Source organism: Vibrio sp. V30_P3S12P165, assembly GCF_009904905.1.
In the GTDB taxonomy this organism is placed as follows: Bacteria; Pseudomonadota; Gammaproteobacteria; order Enterobacterales; family Vibrionaceae; genus Vibrio; species Vibrio fujianensis.
Map to the genome: position 1 here is coordinate 31,298 of NZ_WXWH01000058.1, position 20,866 is coordinate 52,163.

The following is a 20,866-nucleotide window of genomic DNA, read 5'->3' on the forward strand; positions in this document are numbered from 1 at the left end:
ATGATTACTGAAGACCAACTAGAACAACAATGCCTCGATTGGTTTAAAGAGCTAGGCTATCAATACCAAAATGGCTATGACATCGCGCCGGATGGTGCGCTTCATCCAGCCACAGCCGTTCCCGAACGTGAAAACTATCAGCAAGTCACGCTACAAGCGCGGTTAGTGTCGGCATTGGAAACGTTGAACCCTAATGTACCGAGTGACACCTTAATCGAAGTGGCGAAAACCGTTGCCACGCCGCTAACGCCCATCCTGATCAAAAACAACCAAGCTTTTCACCACTATTTAATCGAAGGTGTGCCGGTTGAATACTCGGTGATGGAGCACGGACAATGGGTGACCAAGCATACTCATGTTCGCTTAATTGACTTTGACAACCGAGAGAATAACGAATTCTTAGTGGTCAATCAGTTCACCATCACGGGCAGCAAAGTCAATCGCAGGCCAGATGTGATAGTCTTTATCAATGGTTTGCCAATGGCGGTGATTGAGCTGAAAAATCCCGCTGATGATCACGCCGATATTTGGAATGCTTACAATCAAATTCAAACTTACAAAGAAGAAATCGCCGATCTGTTTGTGTTCAACGAGGCATTGGTCATTTCTGATGGTTGGACGGCGCGAGTCGGTTCTCTTACCGCGAACAAAGAGCGCTTCTTGCCATGGAAGACGATAGAAAGTGAAGACGATAAGCCGCTACTCGAATTCCAATTAGAGACCATGGTGCGTGGCTTCTTTAAGCCAGAATTGCTGCTCGATTACATCCGTTACTTTGTTTTGTTTGAAACCGATAACGACAAAGTCATCAAAAAAATCGCCGGTTATCACCAATTTCATGCTGTACGTGCTGCGGTGAAAGCCACGGTCATTGCGGCCACCACCGCTGATCAAATCACTGAACCCCGAGCCAATTACGCCAATGTCGTGGTGCCGGGAAGTAAAAAAGCCGGCGTGGTTTGGCATACTCAGGGCAGTGGCAAAAGCATTTCGATGGTCTGCTACGCCAGTAAATTGCTGCAACAACCAGAGATGAATAACCCGACTCTGGTTGTTGTTACCGACCGTAATGACCTAGACGGCCAGCTCTTTAACACCTTCACCATGGCGCAAGACACCTTAAAGCAAATCCCGCAACAAGCCACTGACCGCGATGCTTTGCGCGAGTTACTGCTTAATCGTCAGTCCGGTGGCATCATCTTCACCACGGTACAAAAATTTGCGCTGCTTGATGAAGAAACCGCGCATCCTGTTCTCTCTGAACGCTCGAATATCGTGGTGGTGTCTGATGAAGCGCACCGCAGTCAATATGGCAATAAAGCGCGCCTTGTTGATGTCAAAGACGAGCAGGGCAATGTGGTCGGCCAGCGTTATGTTTATGGTTACTCCAAATACATGCGTGACGCACTGCCCAATGCCGCCTTTATTGGTTTTACCGGCACACCCATATCGCTAGATGACAAAGATACTCGCGGGGTGTTTGGTGACTATGTCTCGATTTACGATATTCAAGATGCGGTCGATGATGGTGCCACCGTGCCTATCTATTACGAATCGCGCCTCGCCAAGCTCGATATTAATCAAGATGAAATCGAAGCGCTGAACGATCAGGTCGAAGAAGAAATCGGCGAAGACGAAGAAACCGCCAGCCGTGAGAAAATCAAATCACACTGGTCGGCGCTGGAAAAACTGGTCGGTGCCGAGCCACGCATCCAGCAGGTGGCAAAAGATCTGGTCGAGCATTTTACCACTCGCTGTGAAACCTTTCCGGGTAAAGCGATGATTGTCGCCATGAGCCGCGAGATTTGTGTCGATTTATACGATGCCATTGTGGCGATTAAACCTGAGTGGCATAACGATGATCCCGCTAAAGGCGCAATCAAAATTGTCATGACCGGCAGCGCCGCTGATAAGGCCAAAATGCAGCCGCATATTCATGATAAGAAGACCAAGAAGCTGTTCGAGAAACGCTATAAAGACACCAGTGATGAACTGCAATTGGTGATTGTGCGCGATATGTGGTTAACCGGTTTTGATGCGCCTTGCTGTCATACCATGTATATCGATAAACCAATGAAAGGTCATAACCTGATGCAGGCGATAGCGCGAGTGAACCGCGTGTTTAAGGATAAGCCCGGCGGTTTGGTGGTTGACTATATTGGTATTGCCAATGAGCTTAAAAATGCACTGAAGACTTACACCAACAGCCAAGGCAAAGGTAAGCCGACCGTTGATACCGCGGAAGCTTTCGCGCTCTTTATGGAAAAAATCGACGTCATTCGTGGCATGTTTGCCACGCCAGTGGATGGTGAGGTGTTTCACTATCGCCCTGATTTTGAAACTCGGCCGCTGCAACTGCTGCCGGGAGCCGTCAACCATATCTCGGGCCTCTCACACCGCAACAGTAAAGGCGAACAAGTTCGTGATGGCAAACGCCGTTTCCTTGATGTGATGGCGGCAATGATGAAAGCCTTCTCGCTGTGCAGTACGTTGGATGAAGTGAATGGCTATCGGCATGAAATCGCCTTTTACGGCGCGATTAAAACCGCATTTCTCAAACATTCTACGGTGGATAGCAAACGCAGTGATGAGCTGCGAAACTCTGCCCTGCGCCAAATCCTCAATAACGCGATAGTGGCCGAGGGGGTCGATGATATCTTTAAAACCGTAGGCTTGGATAAGCCGAACATAGGTTTGCTCTCTGAAGAGTTCTTAGAAGATGTGAAGAACATGAAAGAGAAAAACTTGGCGGTTGAGCTGCTTGAGAAGCTGCTGCGTGATGAAGTGAAAGCGCGGATGAAAAACGATGTGGTGCAAGAGAAGAAATACTCAGAGCGCATTATGGAGTCACTACGTAAATACCATAACCGTAGCATTGAAACCGCACAGGTGATTGAAGAGTTAATCCAGTGGGCAAAAGAAATGCAAGCCGATGCTGACATGATGGCTAAGCTTAATCTCACCCCCGATGAAATCGCCTTTTACCGTGCATTGGTCATCAACGAGGCTTCAGTACGCACCTTAGGTGATGATAACCTACGCAAACTGGCGATTGAATTGACCCACCAACTGCGTCAATCCGCCACGGTAGATTGGCAGAAACGTGAAAGCGTGCGTGCACGGATGCGCAACCTTGTACGTCGTTTACTGCGTCGCTGGAAATATCCACCTGATGCGGCCGAAGAGGCGATTAAGCTGGTGTTAGAACAAGCAGAAGTGCTAGCCGATGGCTGGTATTCGTAGTGGTAAATTTTTTATCAAAGAGCTTTTACTATGGACATATCTCAGGTTGATATCAATTCTCTGCTGATTCTTAAGCATTTACTTGAAGAAAAGCATGTCTCGAATACGGCTCTGAGAATGAATGTTAGCCAGTCATCTGTCAGCCGTGCGCTGCAAAAAATGCGTGCACTATTTTCCGATGAGCTTTTGGTTCGAACCCATTCAGGCTATGAGTTAACGCCGAAAGCCTTGAATATCAAGCAAGACATCAACTTAGTGATCAATAGCTTAGAAGTATTGGTGAACAAACAGTCCTTTGACCCGCAAACAACCACAAGTACTGTACGATTTTTTGGTCTCCAGCCGCAGATCAATACCTTAATGCCCACGGTGATTGGTGAAATTCGCCGTCAAGCGCCGAAAATGACCATCAGTATTGATACTACAGCGAAACGGCACTTTGAAGCCTTGATTGCCGGTGATGTGCATTTTGTTCTATCTGCTCATCAGCCCCCCAGTTCTGATCAAAATTTATACCGAATGATAGTTGCCAAACGTGAATTTAAGCTACTTATGAGTCGGGATCATCCGCTTGCCGAGCAAACACTCTCGGCGAAAAAATTGCGCCATTGCAGTTTTGGACAAATTTCTCTGCAGGGAGAAAAAACCCTCTCGTTTGAACATAAATTTATTGAGCTTGGTTTAGTCGATAAAAAGAATCGCCTATCGGTTCCTGTGCTGCTCAGTCATTTTAGTTCTGCAGCGAATATTGCAGCGACCAGCGATATCATCTTCCATCTTCCTGCTGCTTATGCTGAGGAGGCGTGTCGAGATCGTCGCTTAATCACCCGATCTGTCCCGAATGAACTCCGCTTAGACTTTACCTCGGTGTATCTCTATTGGCACAAGCGATTTCATGATGATGCGATGTGTGAATGGGTGCGCTCAATTTTTAAACAATATTATGTCGAAGATCATGCAGAAAATCTAATAATTGCATAATTCATAGCAGTGTTATGCAATATGCGGATAGTGATATTCGCATTCACAAATACGATTCTGATTGCTAATTTATCTTTCCCTCTATCTAATTGATAATAATTATCAGTAATAATCTGGATTAATTATCATGCAACCAGTTCGTTTTGATTGTCGTCGTAAGTCTGTAAAAATGACAGAAATGATGACGATAGGGCTAAGTACCGTTCTTTTTACCCCGGCTTTTGCGGCGCAGATAGACGCTTCTTCGATGGAAACCTTGGTGGTGACCGCATCAGGTTATGACAAAGCTGCCACTGAAGCACCAGCATCGATTAGTGTGATTGACCGTGTGCAGTTAGATAGCCGCTCTTACAAAGACTTAACCGATGCTCTGAAAGATCTTCCGGGGGTCATTATCACCGGAGGCGGTTCGCGTCAGGAGATTTCTTTACGGGGGATGCCTTCTGAATATACGGTTATTCTTGTTGATGGGCGCAAGCAGTCGGGGCGCGAAACTCAAGTGAGTAGTGGGGGTGGTTTTGAACAGGACTGGTTACCTCCGCTGAATGCTATTGAACGTATCGAAGTGGTACGTGGCCCCATGTCGACGTTGTATGGTTCGGATGCGATCGGTGGTGTTATCAACATCATTACCCGCAAAGATTATCAGCAGTGGCACGGTAGCCTTCGTGCTGAAGCAACATTGCAAGAAAAGGCCCAATCTGGTGATTTTTATCAAGGCCAGCTTTATCTTGCAGGCCCGTTAGTGGAAAACTTACTCAGTGCTTCGCTATCGGGTTTGTATCAAGAGCGTAAAGAAGATGAAATCTTATATGCTAATGGGGGTAAGGAGCTACAAAGTTATCGCGCGTCGCTTTATCTGACACCGACCGATGACGATACGCTGACCTTCGACTATACCTATCATGATCAACAACGCATCAATACTGAAAACAAGTCCAGAACGGCAAATGCAGAAACCAATAACCACCGTCGCTCATTCGGCTTGGCTCATGCTGGGACTTATCAATGGGGGCAAGGTCAATCGTATTTAAGTCACGAAAACGTTGAAAATGTGGGCCGTCAATTGGAGGTCGAAAATACCAGCGTGAATACACAGTGGTCGATGCCCATTGGCGAACATTATTTGACGGTGGGTGCTGCTTACGAAAAACAGCAGTTGGATAATCGCCAGTTTTTGTTTAAAAACCGCCAGTGGTCTTTGTATGCCGAAGATGAATGGTACTTAACCGAGCTGTTTGCATTAACCGCAGGGTTACGCTTGGACAATAATGATCAGTTTGATACTCAACTAAGCCCGCGTTTATACGGTGTTTATAGCTTAGATCGCCATTGGACGCTAAAAGGTGGGCTTTCGACAGGCTATCGTGCGCCGAGCTTGACGGAGATGGAAGGCGATTGGGTACAAGAAAGCTGCAATGGTCGCTGCGAGGTCTTTGGTAACCCAAATCTGAAACCTGAAACATCGGTCAATACGGAAATAGGAATTTATTTTGTTGGCGATGATTCTCTCACATCGAACGTGACGCTGTTTTACAACCGCTTCGAAGATAAAATTGACAAGGTCAACCTTGATGCCAACTGCAGTGGCCGAGCCTGCGATGCCACTTACGTCAATGTCGAAGATGCCAAAACGTATGGCGCGGAAGTGTCTATCTCGAAAAACATTGTTCAAACTCTCGATGTGTCAGCAACCTATACCTATAGTGAGACGGAAAAACAGTCTGGTGATGACAAAGGATTGCCGTTGACTCAGATGCCTAATCATCTTTTGGCGATTAATACTAACTGGTCTGTCGTTGATCATCTCAATATTTGGACTCGTACCTCCTACCGGAGTAAAGAAAAACAGGCAATTACCCAAGATTCTCGCAATGTGCTAGCCCCTTCAGTCACCTATTTCGACTTTGGTGCTCATTGGCAACTCAATACCAATGTCAAGCTTATGGCCGGTATCTACAATCTGTTTGATAAAGAAACCACTTATCAAGAATATGGTTATGTGGAAGATGGGCGGCGTTATTGGTTCGCTATCAACACGACATTTTAATCTCACTTTTAAACCACATGTCTCTGGTGCCATGATCACCAGAGACTTTGAGAATTGATCATGAAAAAAATTATTTATTTCTTGTTGCTGTGTTGTTTTGCATCACCGAGCTTAAGTTTAGATGTTAACGCTAACGTCAGTAGAGATGTCGTTTATAAAACGATTAATGGGCAAGCACTGAAGATCAATATCTATTTTCCTCAGGAGTCTAGGGTTGAGCGTCCACCGTTACTAGTCTGGATTCATGGCGGAGCATGGAAGAGAGGTAGTAAAGAAGCGATTGAAACGGGCAATCGACAACTGCTTGATTCGGTACTTGCTCAGGGCTATGCCTTGGCTGCGGTTGAATATCGATTAAGCGGTCAAGCGAGTTTTCCTCAACCGGTGATCGATATTAATGATGCGATCAATTTTTTGCATCAAAGGGCAGATGAGTATCATTTTGATGCTGAAAAAGTGGTGCTAATGGGGCGATCTGCGGGAGGGCACCTAGCGGGACTGATCGGCGTGCTGAACACGCATCGAGATCTCAATTTTCCCTTTGAACCCAAATATCAAGTTGCCGCCGTGGTCAGTTTCTTTGGGCCAATGGATTTATTAGCGTTAGGTAATGCCAAAGGCGACAAGACCACTCAAAATTCATCCGTTTCTAAATTTCTTGGCGCTATTCCGGCACAAGCCCCGGAATTAGCGAAACAAGCTTCACCGATCCACTATGTTTCTGCTCAAACACCACCGTTTCTTTTACTGCATGGTGATAGAGATAAACAAGTACCAATAGTACAAAGTATGGAGTTTAAACAAGAGTTGGATCAGCACAGAGTAGAGAATCAACTTTTGATTGAACCAGGCGTGGGCCATAGCGCGAAAGTCTTTGATACGGAGAAATACGTTCCTACCGTTATTCGTTTTATCCAACGCTATTTGCCGGCAATGGTTTGAATTCAATGGCCACCAATCTCAGCGTGTCAGGTAAATAAATGCAAAGTGAGTGGATAGGTCGAGCCATTACTTTAATATTGGCTTGTGTACTATTTTAAGAGGTCATCATAATGAAAAGAGCAATAATAGGGCTAACAATGCTGATTGGTATCGTAAGCTTAGTGGGTTGTAGCGCGAGAAATGGGCTTGAGCTCACGCCAGTTCCTGTTCAAAAACAAACCATCGATTATAAGACAGTGAACGGAAAGACTCTTGCCTTGGATCTTTATCTGCCTCATCAACAACAAGCGGCACCTTTACTCGTATGGGTTCATGGTGGAGCATGGATGCGTGGATCGAAAGATGAATTTTTTACTAAAAATGGACGATTAGCGAACACGTTGTTAAAGCAAGGTTACGCGGTGGCGGTAGTAAATTATCGCTTAAGCAGCGAAGCAACGTTTCCTGCACCAGTCGCAGATATTAACGATGCGATCAATTATCTGATGGATCACCGTCAGAATTTCTCTTTAAAGAGTGATCGTGTGGTGATGATGGGTCGGTCTGCTGGGGCGCATTTGGCGATGTTAGTGGCGACGTCTAATACTTATGACAGTGGCTTTTATCTCGCAGGGCATGAGCCGCGTTATAAAGTGTCCGCAGTGGTGGATTTTTTTGGACCGAGCGATCTTGTTGAACTGAAAGGAAATAGCGGAGCAATCGACCATGACGCACCAGACTCATCACAAGCTAAAATGCTGGGTAAATCACCAAGAGAAGATGCTGAGCTTGCTAAATGGGCTTCCCCAACAACTTATATTAATAACACAACACCACCTTTTATTATCTTTCATGGCCTTAATGATACCACGGTACCATATAGCCAAAGTGAGTATTTAAAAAGTGTACTTGACGGTTATGGGATAGAAAATCATCTTTATTTAGTTGATGGGGCTCACCATGGTGATCCGATTTTTGATACCGATCCGTATGTCACTCAAGTGTTAGATTTTATTCAGTCAAAGGTTGAATAGAGCAATACTTTATTTATCTCTTGCCGCCTGCCTGAAACTCTAAGTTGTTTGGGTATAATTGTCGATTTTTTGCTATTTGAACAGTTAAGCGTATGTGGATATCGCTATTCAATCACCATAGGTTCAACTTCTTTGTATATAAAATCTATTAGAGCTTTTGCTGCGCGAGATAAACTACTGCGATTGGGATAAACTAGCCATCCAGTATATTTTACCGAATCAGTTTTTGGCAATAAATGTACTAATCTTCCTTGTTCGACTTCAGGTTTGGCAAGATGATTCGGGTGGTACATTACTCCCTGGTGTTGAATGCAAGCACTGGTGATAAGCGCAATATCATTGACAATCAGTTTTCCTTTTGCCTGAAATGTTTGTCCGTTAGATAAAGGAAACTGCCTTGCTAATTTGCCATCAGGCATTCTTTGAATAATAAAGTTATGTTGTTTTAATTCATCTTCACTATAGGGATGGCCATGCTTCTTTAAATAAATAGGGCTGGCGTAATAGCCCATGGTAATTGTTTTTAATGGACGTGCAATTAAATTAGAGTTTTCTAATTGTTTTCCAATACGAATGGCGATATCTATATTATCTTTAATTAAGTTTCTGTCATCGGCACTGATAATTATTTCTATATGTACTTTAGGGTGTTTCTCCATAAATTTAAATACTGATTTTTCAAAGATATCTATCCCCGGTAATGGTAGTAACTGTAATCTAAGATGACCGTTTAGCTCAAGTGAATCGTGTGTCATATCTTCAATGACGGCATCGAAATCTGCCAGGAGGGGTTGAGTGCGTTGATAAAAGAGTCGGCCATTTTCCGATAACGTGATTGCTCGTTGATGACGATGGAATAAGCTGACTTTTAGCTCTATTTCTAGATTTTTAATCCGTCGACTTAAGTTGGATTTAGGCAAGTCTAGTAATTCAGAGGCTTTAGTTAAATTGCCTGCATCTACAATTAAATGAAATAATTTAATATCTTCTATTCTCATATTTAGATGCCTTTGTTTTGATTTTTAGAACTCAATGTTGCACATTGTTGTGTTTTTTGCAATGGAAGGGTTCTCTATAATAAATTTTTATTAGTAGACAGATCTCAAGGATACTATGTTGAAATTTATGTTTTATCCAATTACTAGCATATTTGCACTATCAACTTTGCTTGCTGGTTGTAATTTTGCCAGTCAAAACGAAGCTACCCATCCAAGTGCACCTCGCTCGGTAAAATTGCTTCTTATTGATCAATCCCCGTCGTCACAACAACGACGTTTCCCTGGTAAGGTCTATGCGAGCCAGCAAGCAGACCTTGCTTTTAGAATTAATGGAGAACTGATTCAACTAGATTTAGTGGAAGGACAATCTGTTACTCAAGGTGATATTCTTGCCGAGTTAGATAAACGTGATGCTATCAATGCTCTGTTGAATGCAAAAGCAAACTTTGAACTGGCTGAAGTTGATTTTAAACGCAAGCAAACTTTACTGGACCGAAAATTAATTTCGGCTTCAGATGTTGATAGTGCCAGTGCGATCTTAAAATCAGCAGAGGCTAGCCTGAGAGCAAGCAAGGATCAATTAGCGTATACGACGTTATATGCTCCCTTTTCAGGTGTTATCGCGAAGGTACATACGGATAACTACCAAATGATTCCTTCGAATCAAACCATCATTACTTTGCAAAATATCGATACTTTTGATCTAAAAATTCAATTGCCAGAATCTGTGCTTCTTGACTTAAAAAATGCCATGCCTCTTGAAGATATAAAGGCTTTTGCGCAGTTTGATAGTTTAGGGGAGCGTTTTTTGTTGCGTTATAAAGAGCATAGTTCTCTTGCAGCGGAAGGAACACAAACCTATGAAATGACCTTTACCTTAACCGCACCAGAACACATGCATTTATTACCCGGGATGAGTACGACGGTCTCAATTGATATGATCCCTGATTCTTCTCATTATCCTTCGATGGCACTTTTACCATTGAGTGCGTTAGTGAAAACAGGTCAGGATTTTACAGATAAAGGGGAACATGATGCCTTTGTTTGGGTATATCAGCCAGAGACTCAGATATTGAAATTAACCCCGATTTCACTAGGTAATCTTCGCGCTGAAGGGGTTGAAATTTTGTCTGGGCTTGAGGGTGGTGAGCAAGTGGTTGTTAATGGTGTCAACTCGTTAACGGGAAAAGAGTTAGTTAAACCCCTGACTTGGGCGAGAGGGGTATAACCATGAATGCAGCGCTCTATAGCATTAACCATAAAGTGATCAGTTGGATGGTTGTATTATTGATGATGGTTGGAGGGGTTATTTCTTTCACGAGTTTAGGACAACTTGAGCAGCCTGAATTTACCATAAAAACAGCCTTAGTGATTACTAACTATCCGGGGGCAAGCTCGGAACAGGTAGAAGAAGAAGTGACGCTTCCATTAGAAGATGCGATTCAGCAGATGTCACAGATAAAGCACATAACGTCAATCAATAGTGCGGGCTTATCTCAAATCGAAGTAGAAATTAGCGATCAATATGATAAGCATAGTTTACCGCAAGTATGGGATGAATTACGGCGTAAAGTGAACGATACGCAAGGTACGATGCCCACTGGTGTTAGCCCCTCGGTAATTGTTGATGATTTTTCTGATGTTTATGGTTATCTACTCAATCTTACTGGAAAAGATTATAGCTATCGAGAATTGCATAATTTTAGTAATTTATTACGTCGAGAACTGGTATTAATACCTGGGGTAAAAAAAGTTTCCGTTTCGGGTATTCCACAAGAAATAGTCGTAGTAGAAATAAGCCAGCAAAAATTAGCGGCTTTAGGGTTAGAGCCGGATTATATCTACGGGCTATTGCAAACTCAAAATGTGGTTTCCAATGCAGGAAAAATGCTGGTTGGTGATTATCGAATACGAATTCATCCAACAGGGGAATTTGTTGATATTACCGAAATGAAAAATATTTTAGTCAGCCCTGCGGACAGCCAACGGTTAATTTATTTGGGAGATATTGCTAATGTATATCGAACGACCACAGAAGCACCAAGTCAAATTTATCATAACAATGGAGAAAAAGCTTTATCGGTCGGTATTTCTTATTCTTCTGGCGTGAATGTGGTCGATATTTCTCGGGCAATTAGCCAACATCTAGAATCATTATCATCTGAAATTCCAGTCGGAATGCAACTTAATGTCATCTATGATCAAGGATCAATTGTGGATAAATCCGTTAGTGGATTCATCATTAATCTTGCTCAGTCTGTTGCGATTGTGATTCTCGTTTTGTTGGTGTTTATGGGGTTAAAATCCGGGCTTTTGATGGGGGCCGTCTTAACGATTACTATACTTGGGACATTTATTGTCATGAATGTATTTGGTATTCAGTTACAGAACGTTTCACTTGGCGCATTAATTATTGCTCTCGGCATGCTAGTTGATAATGCAATTGTTGTTACTGAAGGTATTATTATTGGTATAAAAAAAGGATTAAGTCGTAGGGAGGCGGCTAGTCGTATTGTTAAACAAAGTCAAGGGCCGCTATTAGGTGCGACCATCATTGCGATTATGGCTTTTGCGCCGATAGGCCTTTCATCAGATGCTACGGGAGAGTTTTGTGCCTCTTTATTCCAAGTATTGCTTATATCATTATCAATCAGTTGGTTGACGGCAATTACAATTACTCCTTTCTTTTGTTATTTACTTTTTAAGGATGGAGATAAAAATAATGCTGAAGAAAACCCTTATAACGGAGTCATTTTTAATATATACGATAAAATATTATCGTCTGCAATGCGTTATCGTTTTTTGAGTTTGATCACCGTTTTCCTGATGCTCATTGCTGCTGTAGTCGGCATGACAAAAGTAAAAAGTGTATTTTTCCCAGCATCTACAACACCTATTTTTATGGTCGATATTTGGATGCCAGAAGGCACTGATATCCTCAGTACTGAGACGTTAGTCAAGCGTATTGAACGCGACTTATTACCTATTTATGATGAACACGGTATAGTGAATATTACCTCGGTGACCGGGCAGGGAGCGCAACGTTTTGCATTAACCTACCAGCCAGAAAAAACGTATGCTGCTTACGCTCAATTACTACTTGAGATGAGAGATTTAGAAAATCTAGCCCAGTTTTTACCTTGGCTAGAGCAATATTTAAGAGATACTTATCCGGAAGCTGAATATCGAGTAAAAAAAATGGAAAATGGCCCATCTCCAGCGGCGAAGATAGAGGCAAGGCTGTATGGGGATGATCCTATAATACTTCGAAAATTAGCAGAGCATGTTAAGGTTATCTTTGATCAAGAATCTGACGCAGATAATATTCGTAATACTTGGAGAAATCAGAGTTTATTTATTCGACCACAAATTGATTTAGCTCGGTCACGTGAAATTGGAATTAGTAAGCAAGATCTAGATACCGCTTTACTACGCAATTTTAATGGTCAACAAATAGGTATTTATCGGGATGGTTCACACCTATTACCGATAATTGCTCGTTCCCCGGCGAATGAACGTAAACAGGCTAATAGTTTAAATGAGTTACAAGTTTGGAGCTCTAAATATCGTGATTTCACACCGATAACCCAACTGATTAGCCATTTTACTAGTGAGTGGGAAAACCCCATCATCATGCGTCGTGATAGAAAGAGAGTGATTACGGTATTAGCTGATCCGGCAACTTATAGCCATGAAACCGCTGATTCATTACTCAAAAAAGTACGTCATAAGGTTGAGGCCTTAGAGTTACCTGCTGGCTATACACTGGAGTGGGGCGGTGAATTTGAAATCTCTTCTGAAGCGCAGCAAGGATTAGCTAGCTCTATCCCCATGGGGTATTTAGCCATGTTTTTGATTACCGTTTTACTGTTTAATTCGCTACGACAGCCGATTGTTATTTGGTTGACCGTACCGCTTGCGGTGATAGGCGTAGCTTTTGGTCTACTAGTATTAGATGCTCCTTTGAGTTTTATGGCAATTATAGGAATGCTGAGTTTAAGTGGGATGATTATCAAAAATAGCATTGTATTGGTTGATCAAATTAACGTGGAATTAAAAGATGGTAAACCGCCTTACCAAGCTGTTTATCAATCAGCGGTGAGTCGGGTTAGGCCTGTTGGGATGGCGGCATTAACGACGATGTTAGGAATGGTTCCTTTACTTTCAGATCCTTTTTTTCAGTCAATGGCGGTAACGATAGTGTTTGGTTTAGGTTTTGCCACGGTGCTTACCTTGGTTGTTTTACCTGTGATTTATACGATTATATATCAGATTAAAGTAGAATATTTTGTCACCAGCTAATCTTTCAATGCATATCGTCGTCCGCGCTGCTTAGCGAGGTTGAGTACGTTCTTGCTTTTCTCTTAACACTAACTTACAACGATGCAAATTGGCTTCAAACCATTTTGCATTGTTGTTTTAGCATACAAGATGGTTGTGGATAATCAACGACGCAAATTGTAATGATTTCAATATGGTATTTTGCTACATTGACCAATCTTTTTGATGACTTAATTTTTGCGATATGAATAACTTTATATTGATAATAAGCTTAATAATAGCGATTGTTTCTCTTGTTGCTTTAATTAGTTTTAAAGCTGAAAAAGACACAGCTAAATCTAAACTAGAAAGTTTACCCCAAGATCTTCAACCAACGCGTCATACAACGTTTGCGGAAAGAAATGCGTTAAAAACTAAATTTAATTTCGAACCTAAAGATACTCAAGTATATGAAATTATTGGTGAAATATCCAAGTCGGTATTGAAGAAAAATGGTTTTGCCACAGAGCAATTTTTCACTATAAATGGATATTTGGTCGATATCCCTTATACCGCTCAGCCATACCTACAACCCGAAGAAAATATTGTTGAAGTGATATATGAAAATGATGAAGCTTGGCTTATTTCATTAAATAACGTTTGGTATATCACAGAGGACGCTACCGAACAGAAAAATCGAGAACTTAATCATAAAAAAATACATAATGCTGAAATAGGTCAATTAAAAGAAAGCAACATCAAAATAACCGGTAAACGTGAAGCCAACGCTTCTGAACATCAGCAATTAAAACCCACTGGCTTGGGTATGGGCAGTATGATCGCAGTACTGCTGAACATGTGCTTATTCTTATTGTTATTCGACTCGCGATATCCTGCTCTGGCAACAGCCACTAGCTTATTTCTCCTTCCTTTGAATTATTGGCTTTTTATTCGAATGCGTCGCGCTCACTCTAAACCTGTGATGGTGACTAAAATGAATGGAAAAATTTATAGTCTAGAAGAGAGTGGCGATGAGCTTCTGGTATATTTTCAGCCGCCTCAATTAACGATGGCTAGCTCATACGCTTACTATGCACCCATTAAATGGAAAAAGGAACTCGAACGAAAAATAGATCATTTTGTTAATTTTGAGGTGTATCCTGAAAGAGAAAAACTAGTTTCTATCGATAAAAATTTATCGCTAGCCGCCGATCAGCCGGAAGCAAGACCGCAAGTTACTCCTCATGTTAGTATGCTAATTGCTATTTTAATCTTCGCTCAAATTGCATTTAATATGGTCGAAAAACCTATTTTTGATGCGAGTTTGCAACAAATTTGGCACGAGAGAAAGATTACCGCTAATGGGGCTTCTGAGTTGTTAGAACAGCATCCCAATATAGGCGAAAAAGTGGTGTTGTCTGGTCATCGGCAATGTTTAAAAACAGAAAAAAACCACTGGGATGGCTTTGATTCTGTTTTATGCCAACGTTTTTATTTACTTGATCACGCGTTACCAACATTGAGTGTGCCAGATAGTGTAGAGGAAACTAAATTAGCATTTATTAACAACTACAATAATGCCAACCTTACTCCAGAATTAAATGCTAATACTTATTATCGCCTGACTATTCTGGCATCACTAAATAAGCAGACCATTAGTGCCAGAAAAGATATTCGAGGTTTAAGTGGTCGATATTTCAAAAAGATGACAGAATTATTTGCTCCTATTTGTGACTACTCGGAGCATTGTCCTCAATTTAAAGAAGAGTTAACTAAACAGTGGCAGAAGTTATTAGCGGATTTACCAAATCCGAGCACTTGTTCGGCTGAGCAATGTTGGCAACAAATGGTATCAGATGAGTATGAAACTGCCTATTTGGTGACTCATAAGCGTGAAACTTATCCGCTAGAACAGGCCATGGCATTAGTTTATAAAGAGATTAGCCAGCAATTGGTTGATAACCACTTGAGTGATCCACTCTCTGAACCAGCAGTGTTGATTCATTTAGCAAGCGCTACCCAGGTTCCTCCTAAGCTTGAAAAATTATATGACCAATTAAATGCCCAATTTAGTATCGATGGGTTGACCACTTTCCGTGAATACCTCAACCAAGTGTCAAATTTTAGCGAGATACAAGGTGTGGTTATTTCTGCAAGAGCCACAGCCGATAGCCTCGAATTGGTGCTAGAAACCGACTTGACCCAACAAGATTTCATGCAGCAGTGGCTGGTGTTAGCATTGTTATTCGTATTGCTAGGCCTCGCTGCTATACACTTTACACGTATGGTTTGGCTAATTGTTTCAACCCCCCAAATGAGGTGAGTAAAACTTAGCTCTCCTTTCTACTGAAAATTGCTGTGGTATCGGTTCTTCCCAATCACCTCATTTTACGATGTGATTGGGAGGGAATGCTGGTGATAGATAGCTAAAAATCCTGCTGATGATCGTCGACCGCCGCTTGGGAATGTGTGATGCAGTGTGTAGCTAAGTGCTGATAACTCTTTTGCATCGTGAGCACAAAATCCTCTGCATCCGTAAAGCCGCTTAACGGTTCACCAATGACAACGTCACAGTTGAAAGGTACCAACATCGCGGTTCCTTTGGGCAGGGAGCGACCTAATCCACGCATCACCACCGGTAACACCGAACGTTGCGGATGATGTTTGACTAAGTGATAAATTCCCTTTTTTAAGCCACTCATAATTTCCGGCTCACCACGACTACCTTCAGGGAAAATAATTAGAATGTCATTTTGTTCTAGCGCGTCATGACAGGCTTGTAGCACGGTATCGCGCTCACTACTTGAAGGCGTTCGACGGATCGGAATGATGCCAATAATATTGAGTGATAACCAAGCGACAAATGGATTAGCCAGAAAATAGTCGGCCGCAGCGACAGGGCGAACTCGATGAATTAAGTGTAACGGAAAAAGAGCCATCAGGACTAAGGTATCCAAATGGCTATTATGGTTCGCTGCGATAATGATCGGGCCTTGGCTCGGTAAATGTTGTCGTTGCAAGACATTTAATCCCAAACCAATAAACACAAGGGGTTTGACGATCAATAAAAAAAACAGCACTTTGAGAAGACGCGCCATACACACCTCAGTAGTAAAGGTAATAAAGATAGTGGAAGAACAACGGCGCGGTAAACATCAAACTATCGATACGATCCAAAATTCCTCCATGTCCTGGGATAAACTGACTTGTGTCTTTAATCCGCAGATCACGTTTCACCGAAGAAACAACCAGATCCCCAATAAAGCCACTCAAAGCAATAATCAGACCCGCCACAAGCCCTTGATTGGCCGTCAATGGGGTTAAATAAGGGGCAACGAAATACGAAGAGAGTGTGACGGTTAACGTGCCGCCAATAAAACCTTGCCACGTTTTATTGGGGCTCACTTTCGGAACGATTTTATGCTTGCCGAAACTTTTCCCCCACACATATTGTGCGACGTCGTTAAATTGTGTCATGACTAATAAAAATAACAGCATACCCACAGTTCCTGCGTCGGGGTTCAAGCTGGGTAAAACCAGCAAGTATGCCATATGACTGATACAAAAAACGGTTAACATCATCGCCCAGTGAATGATGCCAGCAGAGCGGATAAAGCCCTTGGTATCACCAATGAAAACCATAACCATGGGTAGGTAGAGGAAGACATAAACCGGAATAAAAATAATGAACATGCCGTACCAGCCCATTGAGAGCCAGTAATATTGAAACGGAATAGATAAATATGCCCAAAAAATGACTCGGCGATCCGTCATTCGTGTCGGTACGATGGATAGAAATTCCTTGAGTGCCATAAAACTCAAAAAGCCGACGAAAAACAGCGTGTAGTTGAGTGGCAACTGCAACACGATAAAGACAATAGCAACCATCCACCACCAAGAGCGGATGCGCAGTTTCAGCTCAAGATAATCTCGTTCTGGATGGCGACGTGAGAGCCACAAATAACACACGGTGCCTGTGATTAAAGCGGCTAAAATGGCCAACATGACATGCAGTGAGTGCTGCGGAAGATGGAACATAGTCATTCACCTTGTTCGTTAGGCCACGAGAGGCGCGTTGCATGAAATTGGTAGATGTGCTGTAAACGACGTTTGATGGTCACAATTAGGCCAATCAACATCACGGCTAACACCGCATCCATGGTATAGATAAAAAAGGTTGGCACTTCATCAAATAAGGATAAGGCTGCGATAAACAGTAAAGTAAAAGTTAAGAGCGCCATTCGATGTTGTTTGGCCATGGGCCCTTGGAAATCGGCTTCACCACCCATGCTGACGCCTAAAACTCGGATGTATGCGGTTAACACGGCGAGTAAAGCGCAAAGCCAAGCCAGCGTCATACCCATCGCCGAAGCGGTGGCAAATCCCGCACCAATAATGAATAACGGATCGGCAATCCGGTCAGGAACATCATTAAAAAGTTCACCGGCGGGGGTCTTTTTCCCGCCTTCGACGGCCACTATGCCATCAAATAAGTTACACAGTAAGCGCGCCTGAATACATATCGCGGTCAGGATTAACCAAAATGATGCGGGCATCTGACGATATATCATCAATATCAAACACCCCAGTAGCGCAAAAGCAATACTCATCAGTGAAATTTGGTTAGGGGTAATCTGCTTCCGACTTAACCAGATGGCGATGCCCTTGGTGACTTTAAGCTCCCTTACCGCGAGAGGACGACGATTTTTTTCATCAGTGTTGTTGGTATTCATAGAACCTCGTAAAAAATAATCATTGCTATACCCTTCCTACTTGAAGCTGCAGGGGTGTTGGCTACGTTCTTTCACCCCAATCACATAGCCTGTCTATGCTCATGGGGATTCACTCACTTGCCGTCTACCTGCAACTCCAAGTTGTTTGGGTATATACTCTTCTTATTTGAAGATGCAGCGGTGTTGGTTGCAACTCCAACTTGTTTGGGTATAGAAACAGTTAAAGTGATGTATTGGTTTGGGGGTATCGTTACCAGCTACTTGATGAGCCACCGCCGCCAAAACTACCGCCGCCGCCACTAAAGCCACCACCCGAGTTGCTACTCGAACTGCCCGAACTACCCGAACTGCTTGAACGACCTGAACTGTACGAGCCATGGCTTGAACCTCCACCAGAGTTGAACCAACCCTCCGGTATCGCAAGGAAGGCCGCTCCCATAGCGGCACTGATTAGCGCGGTGTATGCCTGATCTTCCAGCCCAATGAAAAAAGAAAATAGAACCATGATCATGGCACCGACAAACATACGGGCAACTAAGCCACGGTCGCCAATAAAAGCGAACACGATCCGGCGTAAAATAATGGCGACTAGGAGCAATGGGCTTAGTAATAGAATGACGAGAAAGATTTTGCCTAAGCTATACCCCTCACTTTTTGTAGAAGGTGGTGGCAAGGCTTCGCCATCAATCAATTGAATCAAGGCATCAACACCGGCATGAATACCGCCGAAGAAATCGCCTTGTTTAAAATGCGGGCTCATGTATTCACGCTGGATTCGCGCAGATGTGGCATCTGGGATCGCGCCTTCAAGGCCATAGCCGACTTCAATTCGGTAACGTCGATCATCTTTAGCGATTAACAGTAACACACCGTCATTTGTTTCTTTACGGCCAATTTTATTTGCTTCGGCTACCGAGAACGAATAACTCTCAATGGTTTGTGGGGCAGTGGTGGGAACGATTAACACCACCAATTGTGCTCCTTTGCGCTTTTCTAATGCCACTAATTGTTGGTCGAGTTGTTCGATTTGCGCCTTGGTCAGCGTGTTCGTTTGGTCGGTAATATGCCGCTTAAGTTGTGGCGGCTCTGTAGCATAAGAAAAGAGCGAAATGGATAGCATAACGATCAAGCTGACGGTTTGAATCCATTGGCGTGTTAACGTTGGGTTAGTTTGTGATAGGCGCATGATGATCACCGAAGTTGACCGTAGGGGAAAGGGAGATTTTCTTTTCATTTTCGACAGTAAAGTTTGGTTTCACTTCATAACCAAAGAGTGCTGCCGTGAGGTTGTTCGGGAAAATACGTATTAAGGTATTATATTGTTGAACCGTTTGAATATAACGATTTCGAGCGACCGTTACGCGGTTTTCTGAGCCTTCAATTTGGGCTTGCAGGTTTTGGAATAAACTATCAGCTTTTAGGTTAGGGTAACGTTCACTGACGACCATCAGGCGTGATAATGCATTGGATAACTCACCTTGAGCTGCTTGAAATTGTTGCAATGCTGCTGGATCATGGAGCGAAGACGCATTGATTTGCATATTACCAACTTTTGCTCGGGCTTGAGTCACTTCAATTAATATTTTCTCTTCATGTGCCATATAGCCTTTCGTCGCATTGACCAAGTTCGGAACTAAGTCTGCTCGACGTTGATATTGGTTGATCACTTCAGACCATGCTGCGGTTACCGCTTCGTCTTGACGTTGAATATCATTGTAACCACAACCCGATAAGTTTATCGATGTTAACAGCACTAAGAAGATGTATAAATATTTCACAAGTGTTCCTATTTTTGTTTTATTGTAGATGAACGGAATAATCAATTTTGGCGGATTTTTATACAGCTAATTAACTTGACGTCGCAGATCGGTGCAATTTGTTTGGGTATAACACCGCTACTGTTTCAAGTAAGGAGAGTCTAAATTGCACAAATAAACCAATGTGTGTGTTGCCTGTATAGGAGCCTATTCATTCGCCCGCAATCTAGCAGATGATGAAAACTTATTCAACAAGTTGAATTTTACTTACCACCATCAGCAGATTTTGTTGCATCATTGAGTTCATTCGCCGGGTGGTAACTGGTGGGAGTGGTGGACTGACTCACTTGCCGCCGACCTGCAACTCCAAGTTGTTTGGGTATGGATGGCTGTATTAATAAAAAAATAATTTAAGGTTACGATTTTATGAAAAGTTATGTCTACCTTATCATCTTAACACTGTGCTTTAGTATAGCTCGAGCCAGTGATGAAAATGTTGGAGATTTAATTGTATTATCATATAAAGAAACTCAAGATGAGAAAATAAAAGATTTCCAAGGTGATGGTTTTCTCATTTCTTTCCAGAAAGAGAGTATCGTCAAACAAGCGGGCCTCAATGATGGTATTCTTAACGCATTCATAACAATCGCTGGTAAGCGACGTTTATTATTTGAACAAAAAGATTTTAATCCATATGGACAAGATGTGTTTGTTTTTTCTTGTAAAACATCAGACAGTAATTTGAGGATTTTTATTCAGACAAGATATGCAAGCTCAGATAATACCACTCCTTGGTTTATTCAGTTTACTCCATATGTTTTTATTCTTGAATATGGCAAGGTAAAAAGAGATTATAATTTCGAGAATAAATATTTCTATGGTGGTGATT

15 protein-coding genes are annotated in these 20,866 nt (G+C 42.6%); 9 read left to right on the plus strand and 6 right to left on the minus strand.

The annotated features are described in order from the left end of the window. From CAG57_RS11650 to CAG57_RS11670, 5 genes are all read left to right on the plus strand, one after another. A complete protein-coding gene (locus CAG57_RS11650) occupies positions 1-3,243 on the plus strand; it encodes a type I restriction endonuclease subunit R (protein WP_161427432.1) in 3,243 nt (1,080 codons plus the stop codon). Positions 3,244-3,273: 30 nt separating this feature from the next. After that, complete coding sequence (locus tag CAG57_RS11655) at positions 3,274-4,224, plus strand: LysR family transcriptional regulator (protein WP_099611415.1); 951 nt, start codon at positions 3,274-3,276, stop codon at positions 4,222-4,224. Positions 4,225-4,405: 181 nt separating this feature from the next. Beyond that, positions 4,406-6,274 (plus strand): TonB-dependent receptor domain-containing protein, encoded by a 1,869-nt coding sequence (locus CAG57_RS11660; RefSeq protein ID WP_281251698.1) that lies wholly within the window; start codon positions 4,406-4,408, stop codon positions 6,272-6,274. Positions 6,275-6,334: 60 nt separating this feature from the next. Then, positions 6,335-7,216, plus strand: coding sequence for an alpha/beta hydrolase (locus CAG57_RS11665; protein ID WP_161427988.1), 882 nt, complete (start codon positions 6,335-6,337; stop codon positions 7,214-7,216). A gap of 110 nt (positions 7,217-7,326) precedes the next feature. Beyond that, the gene (locus CAG57_RS11670) at positions 7,327-8,229 is read left to right on the plus strand and encodes an alpha/beta hydrolase (protein ID WP_099611413.1); all 903 of its coding nucleotides are present in this window, start codon (positions 7,327-7,329) and stop codon (positions 8,227-8,229) included. A 104-nt stretch (positions 8,230-8,333) separates the two neighbouring features. On the opposite strand, the gene CAG57_RS11675 is transcribed toward CAG57_RS11670, so the two are convergent. Continuing rightward, a complete protein-coding gene (locus CAG57_RS11675) occupies positions 8,334-9,227 on the minus strand; it encodes a LysR family transcriptional regulator (protein WP_099611412.1) in 894 nt (297 codons plus the stop codon). 115 nt (positions 9,228-9,342) lie between these two features. Between CAG57_RS11675 and CAG57_RS11680 the strand changes: the two genes are divergently transcribed. From CAG57_RS11680 to CAG57_RS11690, 3 genes are all read left to right on the plus strand, one after another. After that, positions 9,343-10,455 carry an efflux RND transporter periplasmic adaptor subunit gene (locus CAG57_RS11680; protein ID WP_161433764.1) on the plus strand — a complete coding sequence of 371 codons (1,113 nt, stop codon included), beginning with the start codon at positions 9,343-9,345 and terminating at the stop codon, positions 10,453-10,455. A gap of 2 nt (positions 10,456-10,457) precedes the next feature. Further along, positions 10,458-13,529, plus strand: coding sequence for an efflux RND transporter permease subunit (locus tag CAG57_RS11685; protein WP_161433762.1), 3,072 nt, complete (start codon positions 10,458-10,460; stop codon positions 13,527-13,529). Positions 13,530-13,752: 223 nt separating this feature from the next. Then, positions 13,753-15,810, plus strand: a complete 2,058-nt coding sequence (locus CAG57_RS11690) for an IgaA/UmoB family intracellular growth attenuator (RefSeq protein WP_161439529.1) — start codon at positions 13,753-13,755, stop codon at positions 15,808-15,810. Between the two features lie 103 nt (positions 15,811-15,913). Here CAG57_RS11690 and CAG57_RS11695 read toward each other — a convergent pair whose 3' ends face one another. The 5 genes from CAG57_RS11695 to CAG57_RS11715 all read right to left on the minus strand — a co-directional run bounded on the left by CAG57_RS11695 (position 15,914) and on the right by CAG57_RS11715 (position 19,998). Further along, a complete protein-coding gene (locus CAG57_RS11695; RefSeq protein WP_099611408.1) occupies positions 15,914-16,585 on the minus strand; it encodes a lysophospholipid acyltransferase family protein in 672 nt (223 codons plus the stop codon). Positions 16,586-16,592: 7 nt separating this feature from the next. Beyond that, entirely contained in the window at positions 16,593-17,525 is a 933-nt protein-coding gene (locus CAG57_RS11700; RefSeq protein WP_161427412.1) for a phosphatidate cytidylyltransferase, read from the minus strand. Positions 17,526-17,527: 2 nt separating this feature from the next. After that, complete coding sequence (locus CAG57_RS11705) at positions 17,528-18,220, minus strand: CDP-alcohol phosphatidyltransferase family protein (RefSeq protein ID WP_161427413.1); 693 nt, start codon at positions 18,218-18,220, stop codon at positions 17,528-17,530. A gap of 250 nt (positions 18,221-18,470) precedes the next feature. Next, complete coding sequence (locus CAG57_RS11710; protein WP_161427414.1) at positions 18,471-19,406, minus strand: TPM domain-containing protein; 936 nt, start codon at positions 19,404-19,406, stop codon at positions 18,471-18,473. Next, positions 19,387-19,998: a LemA family protein gene (locus CAG57_RS11715; RefSeq protein ID WP_337247044.1), complete on the minus strand. Its 612-nt coding sequence runs from the start codon at positions 19,996-19,998 to the stop codon at positions 19,387-19,389. The genes CAG57_RS11710 and CAG57_RS11715 overlap by 20 nt, the downstream gene beginning before the upstream one ends. A 405-nt stretch (positions 19,999-20,403) precedes the next feature. Here CAG57_RS11715 and CAG57_RS11720 point away from each other — a divergent pair. After that, positions 20,404-20,866, plus strand: a 463-nt coding sequence (locus tag CAG57_RS11720) for a hypothetical protein (RefSeq protein ID WP_161439530.1), incomplete at its 3' end; no start/stop codon positions are given.

What these genes read in the sequence shown, in the direction of transcription:
- CAG57_RS11700 (WP_161427412.1), bottom strand. Translation starts at nt 17,525, where the DNA reads ATGTTCCATCTTCCGCAGCACTCACTGCATGTCATGTTGGCCATTTTA.
- CAG57_RS11660 (WP_281251698.1), top strand. Translation starts at nt 4,406, where the DNA reads ATGACGATAGGGCTAAGTACCGTTCTTTTTACCCCGGCTTTTGCGGCG.
- CAG57_RS11695 (WP_099611408.1), bottom strand. Translation starts at nt 16,585, where the DNA reads ATGGCGCGTCTTCTCAAAGTGCTGTTTTTTTTATTGATCGTCAAACCC.
- CAG57_RS11650 (WP_161427432.1), top strand. Translation starts at nt 1, where the DNA reads ATGATTACTGAAGACCAACTAGAACAACAATGCCTCGATTGGTTTAAA.
- CAG57_RS11675 (WP_099611412.1), bottom strand. Translation starts at nt 9,227, where the DNA reads ATGAGAATAGAAGATATTAAATTATTTCATTTAATTGTAGATGCAGGC.
- CAG57_RS11690 (WP_161439529.1), top strand. Translation starts at nt 13,753, where the DNA reads ATGAATAACTTTATATTGATAATAAGCTTAATAATAGCGATTGTTTCT.
- CAG57_RS11665 (WP_161427988.1), top strand. Translation starts at nt 6,335, where the DNA reads ATGAAAAAAATTATTTATTTCTTGTTGCTGTGTTGTTTTGCATCACCG.
- CAG57_RS11705 (WP_161427413.1), bottom strand. Translation starts at nt 18,220, where the DNA reads ATGAATACCAACAACACTGATGAAAAAAATCGTCGTCCTCTCGCGGTA.
- CAG57_RS11670 (WP_099611413.1), top strand. Translation starts at nt 7,327, where the DNA reads ATGAAAAGAGCAATAATAGGGCTAACAATGCTGATTGGTATCGTAAGC.
- CAG57_RS11655 (WP_099611415.1), top strand. Translation starts at nt 3,274, where the DNA reads ATGGACATATCTCAGGTTGATATCAATTCTCTGCTGATTCTTAAGCAT.
- CAG57_RS11685 (WP_161433762.1), top strand. Translation starts at nt 10,458, where the DNA reads ATGAATGCAGCGCTCTATAGCATTAACCATAAAGTGATCAGTTGGATG.
- CAG57_RS11710 (WP_161427414.1), bottom strand. Translation starts at nt 19,406, where the DNA reads ATGCGCCTATCACAAACTAACCCAACGTTAACACGCCAATGGATTCAA.
- CAG57_RS11680 (WP_161433764.1), top strand. Translation starts at nt 9,343, where the DNA reads ATGTTGAAATTTATGTTTTATCCAATTACTAGCATATTTGCACTATCA.